This window comes from Salinigranum rubrum, from assembly GCF_002906575.1.
Classification (GTDB): Archaea; Halobacteriota; Halobacteria; order Halobacteriales; family Haloferacaceae; genus Salinigranum; species Salinigranum rubrum.
This window is the reverse complement of the sequence record NZ_CP026311.1, coordinates 90,004-106,960: the sequence shown is the minus strand read 5'-3', so window position 1 is coordinate 106,960 and position 16,957 is coordinate 90,004. Positions and strand designations below refer to the sequence as shown.

Below are 16,957 nucleotides of genomic sequence, written 5' to 3'. Positions count from 1 at the left end.
AAGGGGGGTCAGGAGCTAGTTACAACTCGAAATAGGGGTGTGTGCGGTAGACTGTATCCCTCCCCAGTCGGCTTCCTACGCAACAGAGTTGATTCGCTTACACTCCAGTTGTTGCGTAGGAGTGAATCGACGCCTCGGTTTGTCTCCTCCGCGAGCGGTAGAGCGGCCCAAGCCGCCACTAGCCCATGAACGACTACGAAGCAATCCTCACGACATGCGTGGTCGGCTGCGACCTCGCAATCGCAGACGCAACGACAGAACTCCTCACCGTCATCCCCGACGCCCATATCTGGCGCGTCGACGTGTACGGCGACGTCGAGAGTGCAGAGGGCACCGAGTCCAATCCGACCACGCTCGGTATCGGCCTCACCTTCGAGACCGCGACTGACCTCGGGCTCGACAGCAACCCCGATGAACGTCTCGAAGACTGGGAAGCGCTCGAATCCATCGAATTCATCCCCGTCACGTACGGGAATGAGCCGGTCGCTCACTCAAATGCGGGTGGCTACTAATGCCGACGTACATCCTCGCCATCGACGACTTGTTCCGGGTCGACGCGCCGACGGAAGCAGCCGCCGAACGAGTCCTCCTCGAGCGGCTCGGGACAGACCCCTACGTCGCCTACGATGCCATCGTGGTCGATATCGAAGACGACGCCGACACGACCGACCCCGCGTCCACGGATCCAGACGCATGACTGACCGCTGGATCGACGTCCACTCCGTCACGTGTGCCCTTTGTGGTGAGCTTGCCGATGAGCGGGAGACGCTCTCCTGGGACGCATTCGACGAGCCCGCACCCGGAGCATCCTCCACGATGCTCGAGACCGCGCACGCACTTGTTGCAACCGTCGGTAGTGGAGAAGCACACGCTTCCTGTTTCGAGTTCGCCGAACGCAACGGCGTCCTGGCCGCCCTCGAGGTACTCCGGAGTGATTCGCCATGACTCACCCAATGACGTGACCGCCCTCTCGCGAACTGAACCCCCGTAACATCGTTCATAGCCTCGTCGACGACACTCTCGACGGACTCGATGAGCAGGGAACCTCACTCGGAGCCGCCGACAGCGATCAACTGTTCGAGGCCCGAGCCGACGCTATCGACGACCTCCTCCACACCGACCGCGATCCCTTCGGTGAGGACCTCGTCGCAATTGCCCACACGCTTCAGGTACTCAGCGCAGAATACGGCCTTCGGGATATCCAAGAACCTGCCCAGTTCCCCGACTGTGCCACCACGCTCGTCGAAACCTTCCGCGCCGGCATCCTTTGGCATCACCTCGAGGCCGCCGTCGCCGCTGAATTCTCCGGCGAGGCGCATGGCCGGGGGATGCACAGTACCCGAACCGATGCCCGCTGGCACCTCGGAGAGGCCATCGACGCCCTCCAAGACGCCGGCGAAGACGACACCGTCAGCGCCGTCGAAGAACTCCTCGCACACGTCCCCGCCTGACGAGACCGAGACACCAGACAACCCACTACGCCACCGATTGACCTAGTGAAGTCGCCACAACCACCACATTCAATGTGGAAATGTGGACTGCGCGAAGTTATGTTTGAACTATGCCTAACATAGGTGTGAATATCCCCTCCACGTACCCGACACTCAGCTTGGAATCTGAGGTGTCTCTCGACTCATTTGATATGATTACGATCATGGATGGCCCGGGTGTGAAGGGGCTCGAGAGGTACTTTCTCGGGTACTTCAACGAAGACCTCCGTGACGCTGACGGAACCTTTCTAGCACGCCCCGTCGGGCATCATGAACTCCCCCATCCGATGACGCTCCCAGAAATCGAGGAGTGGGCGCTCAAATACCTCAGCGTTCCTGAGGAGGCCCTCTCAGAATGTGAAGAACGAGAGCTCCGCGCCAACCGAAGCGAGCGGGCAGACCAATCCGGCCAAGAGAACACCGAGGACAGCACCGGAGCGATCTAACCAGTATTTGCCTGCCAGGACCCGACGCCGTGCCTCAGCATCAATAAATCAAAAGAATTCCCTTCCATGACTGACCCGACCACCACCAGCAACGAACCACCGACCGACCACACCAGGACGCCAGCGACCGCATCGACAAGCGATGTAGATACAGCTCCGGCTGGAGATCACCAGCGACCTCGAACGCTGAGAAGGAACTTGACCCGCCGAAGCGCCCTCGCCGGGGTTGGCCTCCTCGCAGCAAGCAGTCTTTCCGGCTGTCTCGGACTCCTCGGCGCAGAACCCGTCGCCGCAGACCAACCGAGGACCACCCCCGGAACCGCAACTCCCACGCCAAGCACTGTCCCGGGGGCGGGAGGCAGTGACGGAGACGATTACCACGACCCCGGTGGACCATCGACACCCGACGCCGACCAGACGTCGACGCCCGAGGCACCGACGTCGCTTGTCGGCCCCCGCGTCCTTCCCGCCGATGTCGAACCAGAAGAGGGACGCGGTGGCTCCGAGCAGTGGCAAAAGCCCGACTACCGCGCCTGGGTGGGGCCCCTAACCGCCGCGAATCACGGCCTCCAAGACGTCACCATCACGAATACCCCCCACGACAACCGGAAAAACAGTCCGCTACTCGCGCGCCTCAATCTTGACTACCTCGACGAGCCCGTCATCGAATCCAACGGGACGTTCACTATCACGGGTGCGCTACACTACACCCACGCCTGCGGCTACTACGGCATCAACTATCTCGATGTGGTCGACGGCGAAGCCATCATCGCCCTCGCGTACACCATCGACGAGGCCACCTGTACGCCTGAACACCCCGGACGTCTCGGCGCACGATACGGGCCCATCACCATCACCGGGAAACTCGATCCGAGCATGGACGCCGACCACCTCATCGTTACCTTCCTCAGCGGCGTCCACGCCTACAAACTCGAAGAATCAGGTGGCGACTGGGGCGGTCCGTGGCGTTCCGTCGCAAACTGGCACTTCCACATATAGCCGACCACGCCTCGAGGGGCGCGGTTACCCCTCGCACCCTGTTTGTGTCCCCCGTCGAAAGCGAGGGGTCAGTCACCGACGGCACTCCCCTCCCGTTCTGTCTCGCCCCGGTGAGACGACCACCACCCACGAACTCGACCGATACCATGAGCTCCGATACAGCCAGTGCCTGCCCGAAGAACCGCTCGTTCACCGTCCATCACCAATCCGTCTTCGTCATCGGCGCCGACGCTGACAGCGACGGTGATACCGACTACACGGTCGATACGAAGACCAAGACCGTCGACGAACACGGACTGCTCGCGTTCGACGATGAACCGTTCGAGACCACACTCTTCCATCACGGCGTCGACGTCGATACCCGCCAGCGAACCTCGCGAATCGAGACCGGCGGGAGCGACGAGTTTATCGACGACCGGCCGCTATCGGCCATCCGCTCGAGACGAGCCACCACCGACCCCCTCGAGGCCGCCCCCGGTCAGCAGGGGACGCTGTTCGCCGATACCGCACTCGACCAGCGAACTCTCAACGGTGAGCAAGCCAACGCCCGCTTCCTGTTCGAGGTCCGGCAGCGCCGACAACACGGACACGGGGACTCCCCGGACGACGAAGCCTGACCGCCAATCTGGATTAAGTACGACAGCGGTGTATAGAGGGTGAGATACACCCTCCTATGACCACCGACGACCGCGACTACTACAGCCCCGAGGATTTCGGCGACACCTACTACGAGAACGAACACTACGGGCCCGGAACTCCCGATGCCGACTCGGACCCGAATAACACCGAGATTGAATGTAGCGAGTGCGACCGGCCCATAACCGCAGGCGACGACCTCTGTGCAGACTGCGAACGCGAACTCGCGGAAGCCAACGCCCACCCCGACGCCTACGCGCCCGTTTTCGACGAGATTGCCGTCGGCTACGAACCCACCGTCGACGACATTGCGTTCGCCGTCGTCCCCGCCTGCTCGCGCTATGAGGCCATCATCAAGGCCACTCACGCGTTCCACGACCGCGAGACCCCCGATCTCCCGACCGGATTCGACGGCCGGACGTTCATCCTCATCCACGAAGCCCCAGAGTCCGACATCCGACCGTTCACCGTCGGATGGGGCGCGCTCCCCGATGCCCTGCCTGTGGCCAGCGAAGACGGCCTTCGCCTGTTGAATAAAGCGCGGAGACGGACGGACTGGCTCGACGACCCACTCGAGGACCGCCCAGCCGCACCGTGGTTCTATCTCTACGACGAAGCTGGCGCACCAGTCACTACGGCCAGCGACTTTGTCGACCTCCTCGATGGGTATCACGTCCCCGACAGTCCAGAGGAGTACACGCCACCCGAATACGGGAGCACAAAACCAGAACTCTGGATTGTGCCCGGCTTAGCCTACACGATCACGCCAATCGTGGCGTCCTGAAGCCGTCTGCGAATCCACGTTGCCCGTCTCCGGCCGCGAAGTCACCGCCTGTTTGTGGCTCCCCGTAGCCGGTGGAGGACAACCACGAGATGACACACAGCGACAGCATCGGAAATATGAACACAAACGAACACGAACGTGGCTTCCTCGCCTGCCCCGAGTGCGGCGGGGAGCGCTTCTCCTGGATCATCCACCAGGTCCAATTCGGCGGTGTGCATCGCTTCGAGAACGGCCACGTGGACGTCGAGGCCAGCAAAGACGGCCCCGTCACGGGGTCAGACATCGGCGAGAACGGCGTCTTCTGCGTCGAGTGTGGCGAAGACCGCACCTACGACGACCTTGTGCTTGCGGACCGCGTCGCCACCACGGGGGAGCGATGATGCCTGAGTGTCTCGACTGCGGGCAGTCAGTCGCATTCAACCAAGAAGTCGAAGGAACCGAAACCCGAATCTACGACGGGGAAGGCTACTTGGACAGCGTAGAGCACCAACAACTTGAGACGCGAGCTTGCTGGTGTGACGAGTGTGGAAGCCACAACGTGGAGTTCCACTGATGACCCGCCCCAGCCACGTCTTCGACGACGAGGAACCCATTTACGCGCAACTCCATCCGGGAATGGTCTTCGTCACCAGAGGCGGGGGCCACATCGTCCGCGTCATCCGCGTCGATGAAGCCGCCGACGAAATCAGACTCACCGACCAGTCAACGGGTGACCACGAGATACGCTCCGGCGACGAAATGTGGGCCTTCTGGGACCACGAAGCGTTCGCCGTCCCGCCAGCGGTCCTCAACAACCCCGAACGAGTCGTCACCGAATACGCCTGGTTCCACCTCAGCCGTGATCTCGAAACGATAGGCCGTAGCCACGAACATCACGTGGCCGGGAGCGAACGCGTCTCCGACATCGAATTCGCACTCTGGGCCACCAGCGAAGCACGCCGCGACAACTGGCCGCCCGACGACGCCGCCGGACTCTTCGTCGGCTCCACTCCCGAAGATACCGAGGAGGCCCATTAATGGGAGCACACACGTTCTACACCCGTTCGAGCGGAGAAGACGCAAAAAGTGCCTTCCAGAACGCTGTCGAGGACGCGCAATACCGCCACGGACACGCCGGCTACACCGGCACGATAGCCGAGAAGACGTCGTTCACCGAGATACCCCCGGATGAAGTCGGAGATACCGACCCCGGCGAATACGCCAGCCAGCTCATCCGTGACCAGGACCCGCGTATCGACAGCAAATGGGGACCCGCCGGGTGTATCCACCTCGGCGACAATACGTACCTCTTCTTCGGCTGGGCGAGCGCCTGACGCCCCCGGCCCGCGAACAACACACCTCACCACCCGACCTGAAACTGTGCATCTCCCTCACCCCGAGTCCAGAGTGATACGACCGCTTCGCCCCGGCGATATCGTCGCCTTTCCCTACCTCGATGCCGTCGGTCGCTACGTCGGCGACGACGCCACTCCGATTATCGAGTGGTACGTCCCACCAGGAGGCCCACTCTGTCTTGGGCATCCCTCTGCTCTCACCACTGCCGACGTCGGCGAGATTGACACGATGGTCGACTCCGGTGAAGTCGTCATCGTCGCGACCGGCTTCGACTCCTTGGCTTCCTATCACGCCCATCGGACCTATCGCGATTGCGACCCCCGACTCGCCGCGCCCGGCGGAGCACCCACTACCAACCACCTCGAACTCCGCGCCGAACGTGGACGCGGGGCTCGCGAACGGGTCAACGGCTTCCTTAAACATCCGACCGTCCAATACCAGCACGACCCCGTCACCAAGCCGTTCCGAGTCGCGCTCACCGCAGTCTACGAGGGGCGAGACGTTGCGATGGCCGTCCTCGGCCGTCCCAGTGGACGACACAACGCCGATGGACAGACCCTCGAACTGTACCGCTTTGCCGCCCATCCCGACCGGCCCGCGAACACCGGGTCGTGGCTCCTCTCGCGGTGTTGCCGGTGGGCCACGCTCGAAGGCTACGACCGGCTCCTCACCTACGCAGGCGTCCAAAACGATAACGAGGGGACGATGTACCGAGCCGCCGGATTCACTCACCTCAATACCACCACCGCAGACCTGCGCGAGTGGCACTCTCGAAGCGGGCGCGTCGGTGGAGGAACCTACCGGAGACGTCGCTACAGATGTTGCCTCTCCAAACACTCACTCGAAGCCCGGCGGCCCGCCGGTCGTGTCGACGCCGAACAATCCCACCTTACCGACCGGGGCACAGCACACGGTGGTGGGGATACCTCACTGCAGGATATCCCACAGGGCGACCTGATCCAAACCCGAGAAGACACGCTCGGCCGTCGAGGAGGCAGTCTCTCACTGGGCGCGCAGGTGCTCTTCGAGAAATATAGCCTCGGCGTGGACGAGACCATTGGGGACACCACCCCTGCCCCACTCGTCGCCTGCTTTGGGTATCGAACCCCGAGGACGCCCTGGTAGCCGCGCTCGCCGTCCGTGATCACTCCGGAGAGCCGAACCCTCGCAACAAGTCGGCGGCCGTCACGCTGGCATCTGTGGCCGTACAAACGTCGCTGCTCGCCTACCCCGTGAACACACTGCGTGCGCTCATCGCCGACGCTGTCGAGTGGGCATCCCTCCACGGATACGCCACCGTCGAAACCCGCCTCGAGAATCCCATCGCAATCAACGCCTTCAACGGCCTCACCACGCCCGTCGAGGCCGGGGCAGACTCGGCCAAGCCAATCGAAATCGCGTCACCGACAACGTCTTCGTCGGCGTGACCACCAGGAGCACGTTTGTTCGCGGCGGCGCCGTGCGCCGCTAGCCGATCACCACCTTCTCACCGCAGATTCGAGATATGGCACACGCCCAACCACAGCACACGAGCCCCGACTCGTCGATACACGTCCAAGATATCGAGACTGCTCGACGTGCTGAGTACGTCGCCTTCCTCTCGCGACATCCCTTCGCGACCGACGCCCATGAACTCGGCTTCGTCACCGGCATCCGCGAGGACTGTCGCCTCCAGACCGACCACCTCCGCAACGTCGACATCCCACTCGGGATGCTCGACAACGACTTCAAAAACCCCGACCTCAAGCGGTATCTCGAAACCTTCCGGACCCACGAACCCAAAATCGGCGTCATCGGCGACGCACCAACGCCCGACGCCGCTCATCGCTACGTCGACGCCGCCCGCGAGCTCAAAGCCGACTTCCCAGACGCGACGCTCATCGTCGTCCCGAAGTGCTACGAAGCAATCGCCATCATCGGGGAGGCCGAGGTCCCAGGAACCCCGCTTGTCCTCGGCTACTCGATGGGCTACTCGGATATCCTCGCGAACGAGTTCTCCGATTACGCTGACTGGCGCGGCCAGCGTGTGCATCTCCTCGGCGCAAGTCCACCCAAGCAGTGGAACGTCATCCAGCAACTCACCCAGCCGACGCTCACCAGCGATCCACCCGCTGATATCGTCGGGCTCGATTGGAACGGCCCGCACAAAGTCGCCTACAACGGGGAGTCCTGGTCGCGAGACGGGTGGCAACGCGCCGACCAACTCTCCATTCGCAGCACCGTCCGACGAAGCCTCCGAGAGATGCGAGCCTACTGGACAGACCGGGGCGTGTGGCCCACGACGCCCACGCTCCGCGACCGCTACGGACCCGCCGTCAGAGAACCAGACGACCCCGTGTGGGCGGCGACGGGCGGTGACATCTACGAACCCGACGCGCTCCCCGGCCCGGACGAGTGGGAGACACGCGTCGACTACGAGGACGACGAGACCTCCCCACTTGAGCAGGCCATCGTCGTCTCCTACGACGACGGTCGAACTCTCGCATATCGCTCGCAAACCGAGCGCGACCATGTCGAGTACTATGAGGGACTGTGGGACAGCGTCGTCGAAGAGCAAGTGTAGCTAATCCCATCGCGAGGATTAATGCGTACGGAATTCGCCCGCAGTGAGCGTTTCGAGGTACTCGACACTGACATACCGAAATTCGATACAATCGCTGAAGCCGTGTCGAGGGATTATCGCCTCGGCCGCCTTGCCTGCTGGTTTGTCGGTCGTCAAGAGAACAATATGATCTGCCTCTCCAGCGTCAAGTATCTGGGCAGCAAGGCCAACAAGCGCCGTATCCGCTTTCTCGATGAGGTCTTCCTCGCGGTCGGTTTCGTTCGCGATGAAGCGGCGGGCCTCATCCATCACAGTCGAGACAAGTGGGTTGGTGTAGTCGAGATCATCGGCGACAACGATCCATCCCTCTTCGAATCCCTTTGGATACGGAATGCTCCCTGACGGGTATTCGTTCGCCGCGGGATCGCCGCCGAGTTCCTCGTAAACCCGCTGTGGAATACGGAGCGAGATACCTGCCTGTCGAACGGCTCGGCGAAGCCGTTGGAATTTGTCGTTATCCGGGCCACCACATCGGACGAACACACCGGTATCAGCGAGATAAACCGTCGTCATGCAGCCGCGTCGGCATATTCAGCGGCGACTGGTTCCAGCGCCTGTAGGATGATTTCGGCCTCGAGCGGTGAGAGGTCAAGTTCCCGAGCCGCGATTCGATGATTGACTGTACCGTTTATGTACTCGTAGGCGTACTCAAGGGCGGCAGCGAGGCCGTCAAGACCATGTCGCTCGATGTAGACATCGATGTCCTCGTCCTCATCGCGGCGGGCAACAGCTGCGATAAGGGCAGGGGTAATCGTCTGGGTTTCGCCGTCCGTCGAGAGTGTGAGTGCAATCGCCTCCGCGTCGTATTCATAGGGACGTTGCTCGCGGGATTTCTCCACTAGACCAGCGGTTTCGAGGTTCTGGACGTAATCGTAAGCAGTCCCTTGGGGGATGTCGATCGTGTCGACGATCTCAGACACGGTAACTGGGCCATGTTGTAAGATGTGGGCATACAGCCGGGCGAGAGCTGGGGTGTCGAGAAGGTCAGCGACCGTCTGCAACTGCTGAATAGGCGGTCGGCCCGATCGGGAGGGAGAGTGCGCCATCTCAATTGTGAATTATGGATAATTCGTGATAAGGGTTCCGGCAACCATGCCACAAACCGCTGTCGGACTGAACTCGGTTCTGACGACCCCTACGCGATACTGTGGAACAGCACATCGACCCCGTTCACGGTCGACACCCGTATCTCAAGAGAGACAACCGCTCCCGCCACGATACTGTGCATCTCCCCGACGGCGACGCCTAATTTGGGCTCATTTTTCCGGCCCCGCGTAGCGGAGGCCATCCCCAAATGGAACCCAACACAGACGACCAGATCGAAGGACAGCGAATCGTCGCCATCCGCAAGATGAGCGATACAGAACTCGAACGCGTAGGCTGGACTGCTCGTCGCGGGAACTCTCCGCCCGTCATCGAACTCGATTCCGGGGCCATCCTCTATCCGTCGATGGACCCCGAAGGAAACGGCCCCGGCGCACTGTTCGGTATCGGCGCTGACGATGAAGCGTTCTTCATCTCGCCCTGACCCGACTCTCAAATCCAATCCCAATTCCACTTCCAGCTCCCTATGCACATGCTCATCCGCGTCGTCTCGCAGGCCCACTGCGCCGAGGACGCAACCGGAATCGCTCGTGGCCTCTTCGATGGCTACGACGCCCCACTGTATCCCACATTCGACTACGGCACGCTCATGACCGACGGTGGTCGATGGAGCGACTCTCTCCCCCAAATACTCCGAGACGTCGGTTCCGTCCCCGCAGACAGCGACACCGGGAACGGACTCATCGAGGAGGCGTGGCACTCGACGATGAAGGAACTCTCACGGAAACTCGCCGTCATCCGCGCCGGCTTCGAGCAACTCTCCGATGAAGAAATCCTCGAAGGTGCGAGCGTCGAAGCCAGTGTCGAGCCCTGGAATCCACTCGGGCTCGCAACCGACGAAGACGACTACATCGACACGTACACCGGCGATATCCGGTACGCGATGTACGGCGTCGGGGAATTCAGCGGCCCGATGTACTACCTGTACGACGAGTATGGAACGGCCATTCGCACCCCCTCGGAATACCGCAATCTCCTCGAAACCATCGCGATCGACGACACCGATGACGACAAGGAGTGGTTCGTCACACCTGTCGACGTCCACTACTAACTCGACGTGACCACCGCGATTCTCCCCTCCTGATGGCCGATCACGATATCACTAAGCTGCGAGCCCACTTCGATTCGTTGAAGACGGCTCCTGACCTGCCTCTTGTGTTCGTTCTTGCGTACACTGCTGTCAGTGGGGGGGAAACTCTTCCGAGGTCCGAACAACCCGCGCCGGAGCGGTGTCCGCTGGGAGCTCCTCTCCATCGACAGAGGAGTATGGACATCTACCGCAAGAAACAGCAATGGGACGCTGCCAGTGTCCCCGACCCGGTCATCTTACACTACGGAGCTATCGAAACTGATGGATTCACCAGTGAACCATTGGCCAGTGTTCCCGACGTTCGATCAGCGGACACTTGCGACACACGTAAGACGAGCCTGCTAACCGAGGGCTACAACCGGATGACATCGGGGAGTGCCGTGATGGGTTCACGAGCGGTACTCACATATTGAGGCTGGGGAACTCGGGGATGTGGCGACTGAGGCCCTCCAAGATGTGGATCGTATCGTCGATTAATGCCGTTGGGAGCCGTAGCCCGCTAGTGAGCTGCCGGGAACTGCGTTGTTCTCATCATCTGGGTGGGATTTATCTGACTCTTTGCAAAACAATTGACTATGTCCTCGTGTGCAGATCGCGCTCTCCTCGCGACCGTCATCGCGGATGTCAGCTTAATCGTCGGATATATCGTGAGTGCCCTCCGTCCCGACTACCGCGTGTGGCCGATCGGTGAGCATTCGTGGAGGTGGTGGTTCAATTGGTCTGCACTCTCGGTCGTGTTTGCTGGGTTCCCTGTGCTGGCTACACTTGACCGCGATCCGTTCGTGTTCGATAGTCTTCGAAGCAAGCTTGCTGGAGGTGTTATCGCAACGCTTGGGATGGGATTTGCCCTTTCCGCGCTCTTCGAACTCGGATGGATGGAGAGCAGCGGGCGAGAAGGTGAGCTCCGTACTGACGGCATTTATGAGTACACCCGAAATCCGCAGAGTGTGGGATTCATCCCGTTCGTCGTCGGCACAATTCTCGCGACGAACTCGTGGAAACTCGCCATCCACGGCATATTGACCATCGTCATCTACGTATTGTTCCCGTACGCTGAAGAGCCATGGCTGCGTGACCAATACGGCGAGACCTATGTCGAATACTGTGAACAGACGCCTCGATTCTTCAGCCTGGAGTCGCTGAAAGATCTCCTTCGCTCGTAGGGACCGTTAGTGTAGAGAGAGATCTATCCCCGACGTGAGAAATCTGGCCTCCCAATACCGGGAAAGCTCTCAGCTGGTTAGAAGATGCCCAGGATGAACCCGAATCCCATAACGATGAGAATTGTGGCGGTGAACGCTGGCAGGTATTCTGCGTAGTCTTCGAGGCGGTCTTCGTATCGCTGGTAACCAGCCACGAGTACCAGCGTCACACCGACGAGTGACGTGATGACGGCCAGCGAGTAGAGGAGCATCAGCTCGAGACAATAGGTCGAACCGGTGCAAATCGCGATGATATCGAACTCCTCGTTGTGCGTGAACCCGAGGGCGAACGCGAGAGCTGCCATTCCGTAGAGCCCACGATCTGCCGTCTCATCGATGTGATCGTGGGAATGTGAATGGTCGGAGTGGCCCACGAACGGAACTATTCGCCGGACTCGAGCAATCCATCCTTGGCTCTCGTCGCCGTGGTCGTGATGGTGGTCGGAGGCGTGAGCATCGTTGTGACTGTGATGGGTGTGATCGTGGTCGTGGCCCTCGTGAGCGTGATCATTGTGGTCGTGATGGCCACTGTGGTCGTCACCGTGATCCGGGGCAGCATGGTCGTGTCCATTGAAGTATTGCCAGATCCCGAGGGCGATGAGTAACGTCCCGGCGACGTAGTTCATCCAGGGAATCTGGGTGAGGCCGAAATACGAGAGTGCCCAGAAGTACACGAGCACCATCGCGATGCTACTGATGAGATGTCCGATACCGAGAATGAGGCTCGATGCGGCCGCGTAGAACCATTTGTTCGGCTTGTCGAGCGCGTAACTCGCCGCGATCGCCCATCCGTGGCCCGGGGCGAGTCCGTGAGTGAGACCGAGAGCACTTGCCCCGAGTGCGAGTCCGAGAACTCCGTTCGCCATATACTCGATAAGGGTACTGACTGATTCATACAGGTTGTTATGGTCCGATCCGGGTGTGCGTAATAATGATACTCTTGAGGAGCGCCGTCTATGGCTTCCGTATGAGAACGAGTCTGAATATCCCTCAAGAGGTTCTCGAGTCGTTCGATGCGACGTGGCAAGAGGAAGAATTAGAATCGCGCTCCCGTGCCGTCCGCGAGGCGATTCACGAATACATCGAGCGCCATACGGAGCTCGAAGGCTTAGAAGGCCCCGCAGTCGCGGCACTGGCGTTCGATTACGAGCACACTCTCGTCATCGGCCAGCTCCATACCGTCCAGCACGAATTCGAGGATGTCATCAGCACAACGCAACACATGCACCAGGGGGAGTGGTGTCTCGAGACGATCTTCTGTCAAGGTTCAGCAGCACGAATCCGGGAATTAGTGTACCGACTCCGGGATTTCGATGCGGTCGGCCGCGTGAACGTCATGTTCCTCCAACCGGAACTCTCCGAGAAGTCTCTGGATTGAAGCGGCTTCTCCGAACAGCATTAATATCGATGCATCTGTACCGCCAGTAATGGCCGTTCGACTGAGGTCGGTACCCATGTTCCGCGGTCGATGCTGTACCTCTTCTCGCCGGTGGTGATCAGCTATGCCTCCATCTCATTCTTCACCTACCACGTGCACGCTCTGTGGTGGCGTCGTCCCCAATGATCGAGTCGCGGCTGAAGACGGCGGCGTCTATTGTTCTACGGGGTGTCGGGATGTCCAACGCGTCCTCGGTGACGAGGAGCGTTCCAGTCGCTCGGAGACGATACACGGACCCACGGGCGGAATCGACACTGACGGTGACGCTGGTGAACGCGAACCAAACACACTCGGAGAGCGGGCCGAGTCACGGGTCTTTCTCCAGGTAGATGGGATGCACTGTGCGACGTGTGAAGCCTTTCTGGAATCGATTGCCGAAGACCGTGCGGGCGTCACCCACGCTGCAGCGAGCTACGTAACCGAGACGATCCGCGTCGAGTACGATCCCACGAGCATCTCGGTGGACGACCTCTGTAACGCGCTGAGCCCGCTGGGCTATACGGCGACGCGTCGTGACGGTGGTCGTGATAGTCCGATAACTGCTGTTGGCCAGTCGCGGCAGCAAGACGAGACAGGTGGCCGAGACATCGACGAAGTGCTCGGGTTTCGCTACGCAGCGGGCGTTATTTTCGGGACGTTCATGCTCCTGCCGTACGCGGTGCTCCTCTATCCAGCGCAGCTCTCGTCGTTCTTCGGCGATGGGACGCTAGACATATACGCGAGTGCATCCGGGATTGGCGGTGGAGATGGCCTGTTGATCTTGCCGCTCTTTCTTGTCCTGACGGGTGTGGTCCTAGTGTTCACCGGCCTTCCGCTTTTACAGGGTGCGTATGTCAGTCTGAAGATGCGACAGCCGAATACGGATCTGCTCGTCGCACTCCCCGTCGTGAGTGCCTACGTGTACAGCACGATCGCGTTTCTCCTCGGGCGGATCGACGTCTTCTACGACCTGACGATCGTGGTTGCCGCGAGTGTGGTCGCTGCGATCTTCTACGAATCACTGAGCAAGCAGCGGGCGATGGACTGCCTGACGGACCTCACCATCTCGCGGGTTACTGACGCCCGACGATATGACGCCGATGGGACCACGACGACGGTCGACGTGAGCGATTTCGAACCAGGAGAGAGCGTGCTCGTCCGTGAGGGCGAACGTATCCCGGTCGATGGAGTCCTTGCCGAGGGCGAGTGTACGGTAGACGAGGCGGTCGTGACGGGCGAATCGCTCCCGGTGCTGAAGCGAGCGGGTGACGACCTCGTCGGCGGCGCGGTCGTCACGAACGGCGCCGCTGTCCTCACGGTGAGTGACAGTGCATCCAGCAGTATCGACCGCCTCATCACGTCGGTCTGGAATCTCCAGAGTGGGGACCACGGCGTCCAGCGACAGGCCGACCGGTTCGCGTCGTTCGTCATTCCAGTCGTCGTGGGTGGGGCTGTTCTCGCCGGCGGCTGGTCACTCGTGGAGGGGGCTGGCGTCCCGATCGCCGTCCTGACGGCGTTGTCAGTGCTCTTGGTCGGGTGTCCATGGGCACTCGGGCTCGCGACGCCCCTCTCCGTCGCAACGAGTATCGAGGAGGCAGTAGACCGCGGCATCGTCGTGTTCGACGAAACCGTCTTCGAGCGGCTTCGGAACGTCGACGTCGTCGTCTTCGACAAGACAGGCACCATCACGACCGGTCGGATGGAAGTTCTTGAGGCGGATGCACCGGCAGATCTGTTGGCCGCCGTCGCAGACCTGGAGCAGCGAGCATCGCATCCGGCGGCGGACGCGATCGTGACCGCATTCGCTCAAGAGGAGCAAGCCGGCGAGGATCCCAGAGCCGATGGTGGGATCGCGAATGAGGACGACCGCGAGCGAGCAGGGCGCATCTCAGAGTTCACGAGCCACGCGACCGGCGTCGAAGGGGTTGTTGACGATACGCGAGTTCTCGTGGGCAATCTTGATCTCTTTACGGATCTGGAGTGGTCGGTGAGCGACAGCATCGAAACCCGGGCGACAGCTGCTCGTGACGTCGGGCGGCTTCCGGTCATCGTCGGTCGTGATGGTCGTGCGGAGGGTGTCATCGTCGTGGGCGACGAGCCACGAGCGGGCTGGGACGACACGCTCACGCAGTTGAGTGCTCGTGACATGGAGATCGTCGTCCTGACTGGCGATGACGAGGCCGCCACTGACTTCCTCGGCACTCACCCCGGAGTCGACCACGTGTTTGCAGGGGTTCCGCCGGCGGGCAAGACTGCGACGATTCGGCGGCTACAGTCCCGTGGACAGGTCGCGATGGTCGGTGATGGAACGAACGATGCTCCGGCCCTTGCGACGGCCGATCTGGGTATCTCGCTCGGCGGTGGGACCGCGCTCGCTTCCGATGCCGCGGATATTTCTATCGTCGATGACGACCTTGCGGCGGTGGAGACGACGTTCGACCTCGCAGATGCGGCTCGTCGACGTGTGAAACAGAACAACGGGCTAGCACTGCTCTATAATGGGATCACGATCCCTCTTGCGGCGACGGGGTTGCTCAATCCAGTGTTCGCGATGGGAGCAGTCGTGGCGACCGGTGGTCTTCTCGCGGCGAATTCGTTTCGAGCCCTGCTTACCGAGTAGCGACTCCAACCCCGCGAAGCGGTAGATTCCTGCTGTAGCCGGGTGAAGACGGTTCCTATCGAATCATTCGAGAAATTCGAAGGTACCGAGGCCCGCGTACCCGACCGCAAAGCCCGCGACGATGATGCCTCCAGAGAGGATTTGGTAGAACGGGGTCGACGGGAGGAAGCCGGTTCCGAGTGTGCCGACAACGATCAGTACCGCTGCTAGTCCCAAAAACACGTACTGTCGACGTTGCCCCTTCATATTGTGAGACGTTCGCTCAACCCCCGTTCTCACGGCAGATCCGGCATTTCAGTCGGCCGGGATGATGGCAGCCGATTGATCGGGCTGTCGGGCTGTTTGGACCGAGTAGAGCAGACTGCCAGTAAACAGAAGCAGGCTCCCGACGATGAATACTGCACTGAGCGGCGAGGCCGAATCGACGAACACCCAGTAGAGGGGGGCGGCAATCGATGGCCCGGCAGCAAGTACCGCGATCTTTGCGACGAGTGGCCCACAGCACCCACAGGTACACGTCCCGACGATTGCAGCACTTCCGGCGGTCCCTTCGGTCATGCCGGCTCGTTCCTCGACGCGCCAGTGACGAGCAATGAGAGCGGCGTTCAGCCCGATGAGTGCGCTCAGCATCCCGACGACGATGACCTGGCCAGGTGACAGGGCCAGGAAGAACGGGATATGTATGAGCGGGAGATGCGGAATCGCGATTTCGAGGGTGGGCCACGATACCAGCTGATAGATTGCGGGCAGAACGACGACCGTCACCTTCTGGGGGAATCCTTCCTCGGGGAAAAACGAGAGGTAGCCCGTCACGGTAACAAAAAAGAGCGCTAACACGACACCGACGCCGATGCCGAAGCGACGCGCAACCGGATCACGCATGACTGCGCGAATGACACCCCCTGCGTCCTTCCAGATGACATAGCCAATCAGAATTGGCGTTCCGAGGACGATAGCGTACCCAAGTGGATGTGTATCCCCTGCCAGTTCTGGGAGAAGGTAGGGGTACGAGATCCACAATCCCATGAGGATGCCGAGGAACGTGTACCGTGGACGGGATGGCCAGCGGAGCCACCCAACGACGAAGCTCGCGACCATGATGCCCAAGCCACTCAGCAGCGCCAGTGGCTGATACCACGCTCGGGGAACGGCATCGAACTCGCAGTATATGTCGGATCCGGCGAGAGTCCTTCGAAGAGAACAGCTCCGAGTGCAGTGATTGCGATCCCAAC

The 16,957-nt window shown here is 61.0% G+C and carries 25 protein-coding genes and 1 pseudogene; 20 read left to right on the top strand and 6 right to left on the bottom strand.

Going from position 1 to position 16,957, the window contains the following annotated elements:
- The first annotated feature begins 185 nt into the window (after nt 1-185).
- Genes C2R22_RS22675 through C2R22_RS22665 form a run of 3 tightly spaced genes read left to right on the top strand, consistent with a single transcriptional unit; the run spans nt 186 to nt 945 of the window.
- Complete coding sequence (locus C2R22_RS22675) at nt 186-512, top strand: hypothetical protein (RefSeq protein ID WP_103428037.1); 327 nt, start codon at nt 186-188, stop codon at nt 510-512.
- A complete protein-coding gene (locus C2R22_RS22670; protein WP_042666269.1) occupies nt 512-697 on the top strand; it encodes a hypothetical protein in 186 nt (61 codons plus the stop codon). The genes C2R22_RS22675 and C2R22_RS22670 overlap by 1 nt, the downstream gene beginning before the upstream one ends.
- On the top strand, nt 694-945 hold the full coding sequence (locus C2R22_RS22665) for a hypothetical protein (protein WP_103428036.1): 252 nt from the start codon (nt 694-696) through the stop codon (nt 943-945). The genes C2R22_RS22670 and C2R22_RS22665 overlap by 4 nt, the downstream gene beginning before the upstream one ends.
- Nucleotides 946-1,046: 101 nt before the next feature.
- Here the strand turns inward: C2R22_RS22665 and C2R22_RS22660 are convergent, their stop codons facing one another.
- Entirely contained in the window at nt 1,047-1,319 is a 273-nt protein-coding gene (locus C2R22_RS22660) for a hypothetical protein (protein WP_162562630.1), read from the bottom strand.
- A 9-nt stretch (nt 1,320-1,328) separates the two neighbouring features.
- Here C2R22_RS22660 and C2R22_RS27100 point away from each other — a divergent pair, with 9 nt between their 5' ends.
- The 11 genes from C2R22_RS27100 (at nt 1,329) to C2R22_RS22610 (ending at nt 8,253) form a co-directional block, all read left to right on the top strand.
- Nucleotides 1,329-1,451 carry a hypothetical protein gene (locus C2R22_RS27100; RefSeq protein ID WP_281259310.1) on the top strand — a complete coding sequence of 41 codons (123 nt, stop codon included), beginning with the start codon at nt 1,329-1,331 and terminating at the stop codon, nt 1,449-1,451.
- Between the two features lie 125 nt (nt 1,452-1,576).
- Nucleotides 1,577-1,936: a hypothetical protein gene (locus tag C2R22_RS22655; RefSeq protein ID WP_103428034.1), complete on the top strand. Its 360-nt coding sequence runs from the start codon at nt 1,577-1,579 to the stop codon at nt 1,934-1,936.
- Between the two features lie 198 nt (nt 1,937-2,134).
- Nucleotides 2,135-2,935: a hypothetical protein gene (locus C2R22_RS25405; RefSeq protein WP_162562629.1), complete on the top strand. Its 801-nt coding sequence runs from the start codon at nt 2,135-2,137 to the stop codon at nt 2,933-2,935.
- A 146-nt stretch (nt 2,936-3,081) separates the two neighbouring features.
- A complete protein-coding gene (locus tag C2R22_RS22645; protein WP_052368159.1) occupies nt 3,082-3,552 on the top strand; it encodes a hypothetical protein in 471 nt (156 codons plus the stop codon).
- Nucleotides 3,553-3,608: 56 nt separating this feature from the next.
- A complete protein-coding gene (locus tag C2R22_RS22640; RefSeq protein ID WP_103428032.1) occupies nt 3,609-4,355 on the top strand; it encodes a hypothetical protein in 747 nt (248 codons plus the stop codon).
- A gap of 89 nt (nt 4,356-4,444) precedes the next feature.
- Nucleotides 4,445-4,735, top strand: coding sequence for a hypothetical protein (locus tag C2R22_RS22635; RefSeq protein WP_162562628.1), 291 nt, complete (start codon nt 4,445-4,447; stop codon nt 4,733-4,735).
- 172 nt (nt 4,736-4,907) lie between these two features.
- Nucleotides 4,908-5,372: a hypothetical protein gene (locus C2R22_RS22630; RefSeq protein WP_042666258.1), complete on the top strand. Its 465-nt coding sequence runs from the start codon at nt 4,908-4,910 to the stop codon at nt 5,370-5,372.
- The gene (locus C2R22_RS22625) at nt 5,372-5,668 is read left to right on the top strand and encodes a hypothetical protein (RefSeq protein ID WP_052368158.1); all 297 of its coding nucleotides are present in this window, start codon (nt 5,372-5,374) and stop codon (nt 5,666-5,668) included. The genes C2R22_RS22630 and C2R22_RS22625 overlap by 1 nt, the downstream gene beginning before the upstream one ends.
- Nucleotides 5,669-5,741: 73 nt before the next feature.
- On the top strand, nt 5,742-6,815 hold the full coding sequence (locus C2R22_RS22620) for an XF1762 family protein (RefSeq protein ID WP_103428030.1): 1,074 nt from the start codon (nt 5,742-5,744) through the stop codon (nt 6,813-6,815).
- 74 nt (nt 6,816-6,889) lie between these two features.
- Nucleotides 6,890-7,117 carry a hypothetical protein gene (locus C2R22_RS22615; RefSeq protein WP_103428029.1) on the top strand — a complete coding sequence of 76 codons (228 nt, stop codon included), beginning with the start codon at nt 6,890-6,892 and terminating at the stop codon, nt 7,115-7,117.
- Nucleotides 7,118-7,194: 77 nt separating this feature from the next.
- Nucleotides 7,195-8,253 carry a DUF6610 family protein gene (locus tag C2R22_RS22610; RefSeq protein WP_245903112.1) on the top strand — a complete coding sequence of 353 codons (1,059 nt, stop codon included), beginning with the start codon at nt 7,195-7,197 and terminating at the stop codon, nt 8,251-8,253.
- A gap of 18 nt (nt 8,254-8,271) precedes the next feature.
- On the opposite strand, the gene C2R22_RS22605 is transcribed toward C2R22_RS22610, so the two are convergent.
- On the bottom strand, nt 8,272-8,805 hold the full coding sequence (locus tag C2R22_RS22605; protein WP_103428028.1) for a hypothetical protein: 534 nt from the start codon (nt 8,803-8,805) through the stop codon (nt 8,272-8,274).
- Nucleotides 8,802-9,338, bottom strand: a complete 537-nt coding sequence (locus C2R22_RS22600) for a DUF7437 domain-containing protein (RefSeq protein WP_103428027.1) — start codon at nt 9,336-9,338, stop codon at nt 8,802-8,804. The genes C2R22_RS22605 and C2R22_RS22600 overlap by 4 nt, the downstream gene beginning before the upstream one ends.
- 248 nt (nt 9,339-9,586) lie before the next feature.
- On the opposite strand from C2R22_RS22600, the gene C2R22_RS22595 reads away from it, so the two are divergent.
- The 4 genes and pseudogenes from C2R22_RS22595 (at nt 9,587) to C2R22_RS22585 (ending at nt 11,649) form a co-directional block, all read left to right on the top strand.
- Nucleotides 9,587-9,820: a hypothetical protein gene (locus C2R22_RS22595; protein WP_103428026.1), complete on the top strand. Its 234-nt coding sequence runs from the start codon at nt 9,587-9,589 to the stop codon at nt 9,818-9,820.
- 42 nt (nt 9,821-9,862) lie between these two features.
- Entirely contained in the window at nt 9,863-10,447 is a 585-nt protein-coding gene (locus C2R22_RS22590) for a hypothetical protein (RefSeq protein ID WP_103428025.1), read from the top strand.
- A 47-nt stretch (nt 10,448-10,494) separates the two neighbouring features.
- A pseudogene (locus C2R22_RS26720) lies at nt 10,495-10,877 on the top strand (site-specific integrase); the annotation flags it as partial.
- Between the two features lie 184 nt (nt 10,878-11,061).
- The gene (locus C2R22_RS22585; RefSeq protein WP_103428024.1) at nt 11,062-11,649 is read left to right on the top strand and encodes a methyltransferase family protein; all 588 of its coding nucleotides are present in this window, start codon (nt 11,062-11,064) and stop codon (nt 11,647-11,649) included.
- Between the two features lie 77 nt (nt 11,650-11,726).
- On the opposite strand, the gene C2R22_RS22580 is transcribed toward C2R22_RS22585, so the two are convergent.
- Nucleotides 11,727-12,554, bottom strand: coding sequence for a hypothetical protein (locus C2R22_RS22580; protein ID WP_103428023.1), 828 nt, complete (start codon nt 12,552-12,554; stop codon nt 11,727-11,729).
- A gap of 101 nt (nt 12,555-12,655) precedes the next feature.
- Between C2R22_RS22580 and C2R22_RS22575 the strand changes: the two genes are divergently transcribed.
- Both C2R22_RS22575 and C2R22_RS22570 read left to right on the top strand, forming a co-directional pair.
- Entirely contained in the window at nt 12,656-13,066 is a 411-nt protein-coding gene (locus tag C2R22_RS22575) for a CopG family ribbon-helix-helix protein (protein ID WP_103428123.1), read from the top strand.
- A 124-nt stretch (nt 13,067-13,190) separates the two neighbouring features.
- Nucleotides 13,191-15,725, top strand: a complete 2,535-nt coding sequence (locus C2R22_RS22570) for a heavy metal translocating P-type ATPase (RefSeq protein ID WP_394342407.1) — start codon at nt 13,191-13,193, stop codon at nt 15,723-15,725.
- A 63-nt stretch (nt 15,726-15,788) separates the two neighbouring features.
- On the opposite strand, the gene C2R22_RS22565 is transcribed toward C2R22_RS22570, so the two are convergent.
- Both C2R22_RS22565 and C2R22_RS22560 read right to left on the bottom strand, forming a co-directional pair.
- Nucleotides 15,789-15,971 (bottom strand): hypothetical protein, encoded by a 183-nt coding sequence (locus C2R22_RS22565; RefSeq protein ID WP_103428022.1) that lies wholly within the window; start codon nt 15,969-15,971, stop codon nt 15,789-15,791.
- A 48-nt stretch (nt 15,972-16,019) separates the two neighbouring features.
- Complete coding sequence (locus C2R22_RS22560) at nt 16,020-16,823, bottom strand: hypothetical protein (protein ID WP_103428021.1); 804 nt, start codon at nt 16,821-16,823, stop codon at nt 16,020-16,022.
- Nucleotides 16,824-16,957: the final 134 nt, after the last annotated feature.